We start from the raw sequence: 4343 nt of genomic DNA on the forward strand, positions 1-4343 counted from the left end.
TGAAGGCCGTGTACCAGAAGATCTGCTGGGCGATCTGGCCCTGGGCCGGCACAGGGCCGGACTCCGAGAAGGTCATGCCCATGGCCTGCTGGGGCGCGTACTTCTTCATCCAGTCCACGTACTTGGTCAACGCATACACCGCGGCCGGGCTGTTGGTGGCGCCGCCGCGGGAGACCGACGCGCCCACCGGCGTGCACTTGTCGTCCGCCACGCGTATGCCCCATTCGTCCACCGGCATGCCGTTGGGCAGGCCCTTGTCGGCGGCGCCGGCCATGGACAGCCAGGCGTCGGTGAAGCGCCAGCCCAGCGACGGATCCTTCTTGCCGTAGTCCATGTGGCCGTAGACCTTCTTGCCGTCCAGTTCCTTGACGTCGTTGGAGAAGAAGTCGGCGATGTCCTCGTAGGCGGACCAGTTGGTGGGGACACCGAGTTCGTAACCGTACTTGGCCTTGAACTTGTCCTTCAGGTCCTGGCGCGCGAACCAATCGGCGCGGAACCAGTAGACGTTGGCGAACTGCTGGTCGGGCAGCTGGTAGAGCTTGCCGTCGGGCGCGGTGGTGAACTTGGTGCCGATGAAATCCTTGAGGTCCAGGTTGGGATTGGTCCATTCCTTGCCCGCGCCCGCCATGTAGTCCGACAGCGGCAGGATGGCGCCGTAGCGGTAGTGCGTGCCGATCAGGTCGGAATCGGAGATCCAGCCGTCGTAGATGGACTTGCCGGACTGCATGGAGGTCTGCAGCTTCTCGACCACGTCGCCTTCCTGGATCAGGTCGTGGTTGACCTTGATGCCGGTGATCTCGGCGAAGGCCTTCGCCAGCGTCTTGGACTCGTACTCGTGCGTGGTGATGGTTTCGGACACCACGCTGATTTCGTTCACCCCTTTAGCCTTGAGCTTGGCGGCGGCGTCGATGAACCATTTCATCTCGGCCATCTGCTGATCCTTGGACAGCGATGACGGCTGGAACTCCGAATCGACCCACTTCTTCGCTTCCGGTTCGCCGGCCCAGGCCGCCGAAGTCCCGATCAGGGCGATAGCGGCCGCCATGGCGTGCATGCGCAATTTCATGACCTGTCTCCTCGATAAATCTTCCCCATCGTTTGCTGCGGACCGCTGGCCGGGGAAGACGCTGGCCGATAGTCCTTCCACTACCTCTTGAATATCCGAGGGGTCTGGCGCCCCTCTTCAGCCTTTCCGCATGACGAATGCCAACAGCAGCATGGAGGCGATGAAGCTGATCCACACCGATGGCGGCTCGTCCAGTGAAAACCATTCCGCCGCCTTCTGGCCTAGCCCCAGGAATGCCAGGTTGAGCCAGGCCGCGGCCATCAGGCCGATGAACAGGCGGTCGCCGCGGGTGGTGCGCAGGGGCAGGAAGCCCTTGCGTTCCATCGTGGGCGATTTCAATTCCCAGACCGTCATGCCGACCAGCATCAGGACGATGCAGGAAAAGAACACGGCGACGGGCGTGGTCCATACCATCCAGCTGAACATGATCGCGCTCTCCCGGTATCCCTTGCGCCTACACCCGGCCCATCGCGAAACCCTTCGCGATGTAATGCCGCACGAACCAGATCACAATGCCGCCCGGCACGATGGTCAGCACGCCGGCGGCCGCCAGCACGCCCCAGTCCATGCCGGAAGCCGACACGGTGCGGGTCATGGTGGCGACGATGGGCTTGGCGTTGACCGAGGTCAGCGTGCGCGCCAGCAGCAGCTCCACCCAGCTGAACATGAAGCAGAAGAACGCCGCCACGCCCACGCCCGACTTGATCAGCGGCAGGAAGATGGTCAGGAAGAAGCGCGGAAAGGAATAGCCGTCGACATAGGCGGTCTCGTCGATTTCGCGCGGCACGCCGGACATGAAGCCCTCCAGGATCCACACCGCCAGCGGCACGTTGAACACCAGGTGCGCCAGCGCCACCGCCAGGTGCGTATCCATCAGGCCGAAGGAGCTGTAAAGCTGGAAGAACGGCAGCAGGAACACCGCGGGCGGCGTCATGCGGTTGGTCAGCAGCCAGAAGAACACATGCTTGTCGCCGATGAAGCGGTAGCGCGAGAACGCGTAGGCCGCCGGCAGCGCCACCGCCAGCGAGATCACCGTATTGATGACCACGTAGATCAGCGAGTTGATGTAGCCCGAGTACCAGGCCGGGTCCGTGAAAATCGTGCGGTAGTGCTCGAAGGTGAAGTCGCGCGGCCACAGCGTCAAGGAGCTGACGATTTCGGTATTGGTCTTGAACGACATGTTCAGCATCCAGTACAGCGGCAGGATGGCGAAGACCAGGTACAGGGTCAGGAAGACGCCGCGCCAGGCGGAATTTTTCTCACGCATTTGCGCGCTCCTCGTCGAAGCCGCCAGTGGTGCCGGCGCGTTGCATCCAGTTGTAGAGGATGAAACACAAGAGCAGGATGATCAGGAAATAGACGATCGAGAACGCAGCCGCCGGCCCCAGGTCGAACTGGCCCACCGCCTTCTGGGTCAGGTACTGCGACAGGAAGGTAGTGGCATTGCCCGGCCCGCCGCCGGTCAGCACGAAGGGCTCGGTATAGATCATGAAGCTGTCCATGAAGCGCAGCAGCACGGCGATCATGAGCACGCCGCGCATCTTGGGCAGCTGGATGTAGCGGAACACCGCCAGGCGCGACGCGCCGTCGATGCGGGCGGCCTGGTAATAGGCGTCCGGAATGGCGCGCAGGCCGGCGTAGCAAAGCAGCGCCACCAGCGGCGTCCAATGCCACACGTCCATGATCAGCACCGTGATCCAGGCGTCGAAATCGTTGCCGGTGTAGTTGTAGTCGACCCCCAGCCAGGACAGCGTGGCGCCCAGCAAGCCGATGTCGGTGCGGCCGAACACCTGCCAGATGGTGCCGACCACGTTCCAGGGAATCAGCAGCGATAGCGCGATGATCACCAGCACGGCGGAGGCGCGCCAGCCGCTGGCAGGCATGGACAGGGCCAGCAGGATGCCCAGCGGAATCTCGATGGCCAGCACCGCCAGCGAGAAACCGATCTGGCGGAACAGGGCGCCGTGCAGCTCTTCGTCCTGCAACACGGCGGCATACCACTCGGTGCCGACGAAGACGCGGCGCTCGGGCGAAATGATGTCCTGCACCGAGTAGTTGACGATGGTCATCAGCGGCAGGATGGCCGAGAACGCCACGCACAGCACCACGGGCAGGACCAGGAACCAGGCCCGGTGATCTATGGGTTTCATCGGATCAGCTCCTCGTTGCGGTAGAAGCAGGTGTGCGGATTCACGACAGACAACCAGACCGTGCCGCCGGCGGCGGCCGGAACGATGTTGCTGCCCAGCCTGGCCCGCACCGGCGCGCCTTCGAAATCCGCCACCAGCAGCGTGTACGTGCCCACGTCCTGCACCCGGTCCACGCGCATGGGCACGGCGCCGGACGCGCCCGGCTCGGTGATGCGCAGGTATTCCGGGCGCACCCCCAGCTTCACCGGGCCCGCGCCGTCCAGCTTGGCTGCCATCTCCTCCGGCAGCCCGGCGACGCGGCTTTTGCCCACCTCCAGCCCGCCGTCGCGCCACTGCGCCGGCAGGAAGTTCATGCCCGGCGAGCCGATGAAATGGCCCACGAAGGTGTGCTCCGGCCGCTGGAACAGGTCATCCGCGGTGCCGACCTGCACGGCCCGGCCGCGCGCCATCACCATCACCTCGTCGGCGAAGGTCAGCGCCTCGGTCTGGTCGTGCGTCACGTAGATCAGCGTCAGCTTGAACTCGTGGTGGATTTCCTTGAGCTTGCGGCGCAGCTCCCATTTGAGCTGCGGGTCGATGACGGTCAGCGGCTCGTCGAACAGGATCGCCGACACGTCGCTGCGCACCAGTCCGCGCCCCAGCGAGATCTTCTGCTTGGCGTCGGCGGTCAGGCCGCTGGCGCGCCGGTCCAGCACGTTGGACATTTCCAGCATCTCGGCGATGCGCCCGACGCGCTCGCGGATGAGATCCTGCGCCATGCCGCGGTTGCGCAGCGGAAACGCCAGGTTCTCGGCCACCGTCATGGTGTCGTAGACCACCGGGAACTGGAATACCTGGGCAATGTTGCGCGCCTGCGGCGTCTTGTCCGTGACGTCCTGGCCGTCGAACAGGATGCGTCCGTGCGACGGCCGCAACAGGCCCGAGACGCAGTTGAGCAGCGTGGTCTTGCCGCAGCCGGACGGCCCCAGCAAGGCGTAGGCCCCCCCATCCCTGAAGGTGAAGGCCAGCGGCAACAGGGCGTAGTCCTCGTCGGTCTTGGGATCGGCCACGTAGGAATGGGACAGGTCCAGTTCGATCTGTGCCATCAGGCCGCCTCCCCTGCACCGGCCGGCTGCCGCGGCGCCGCC

At 64.6% G+C, this 4343-nt stretch carries 5 protein-coding genes; all 5 read right to left on the minus strand.

Translation table 11 applies throughout. From position 1 onward, the window contains the following. Positions 1-1066: ABC transporter substrate-binding protein (locus tag VIR09_RS15225; protein ID WP_332013627.1), on the minus strand; the 1066-nt coding region annotated here is incomplete at its 3' end. 117 nt (positions 1067-1183) lie between these two features. After that, entirely contained in the window at positions 1184-1492 is a 309-nt protein-coding gene (locus VIR09_RS15230) for a DUF2160 domain-containing protein (protein ID WP_013394115.1), read from the minus strand. Between the two features lie 28 nt (positions 1493-1520). Then, positions 1521-2333 carry a carbohydrate ABC transporter permease gene (locus VIR09_RS15235; RefSeq protein WP_332013628.1) on the minus strand — a complete coding sequence of 271 codons (813 nt, stop codon included), beginning with the start codon at positions 2331-2333 and terminating at the stop codon, positions 1521-1523. Further along, complete coding sequence (locus tag VIR09_RS15240; protein ID WP_013394117.1) at positions 2326-3216, minus strand: carbohydrate ABC transporter permease; 891 nt, start codon at positions 3214-3216, stop codon at positions 2326-2328. Before VIR09_RS15240 ends, VIR09_RS15235 begins: the two co-directional genes overlap by 8 nt. After that, a complete protein-coding gene (locus VIR09_RS15245; RefSeq protein WP_332013629.1) occupies positions 3213-4301 on the minus strand; it encodes an ABC transporter ATP-binding protein in 1089 nt (362 codons plus the stop codon). Before VIR09_RS15245 ends, VIR09_RS15240 begins: the two co-directional genes overlap by 4 nt. Positions 4302-4343: the final 42 nt, after the last annotated feature.

It is taken from the genome of Achromobacter sp., from assembly GCF_036567245.1.
GTDB lineage: Bacteria > Pseudomonadota > Gammaproteobacteria > Burkholderiales > Burkholderiaceae_B > Achromobacter.

Bases quoted from the DNA above. Each gene is read 5' to 3' on its own strand.
- VIR09_RS15240 (WP_013394117.1), bottom strand. From the start codon at position 3,216: ATGAAACCCATAGATCACCGGGCCTGGTTCCTGGTCCTGCCCGTGGTG.
- VIR09_RS15230 (WP_013394115.1), bottom strand. From the start codon at position 1,492: ATGTTCAGCTGGATGGTATGGACCACGCCCGTCGCCGTGTTCTTTTCC.
- VIR09_RS15235 (WP_332013628.1), bottom strand. From the start codon at position 2,333: ATGCGTGAGAAAAATTCCGCCTGGCGCGGCGTCTTCCTGACCCTGTAC.
- VIR09_RS15245 (WP_332013629.1), bottom strand. From the start codon at position 4,301: ATGGCACAGATCGAACTGGACCTGTCCCATTCCTACGTGGCCGATCCC.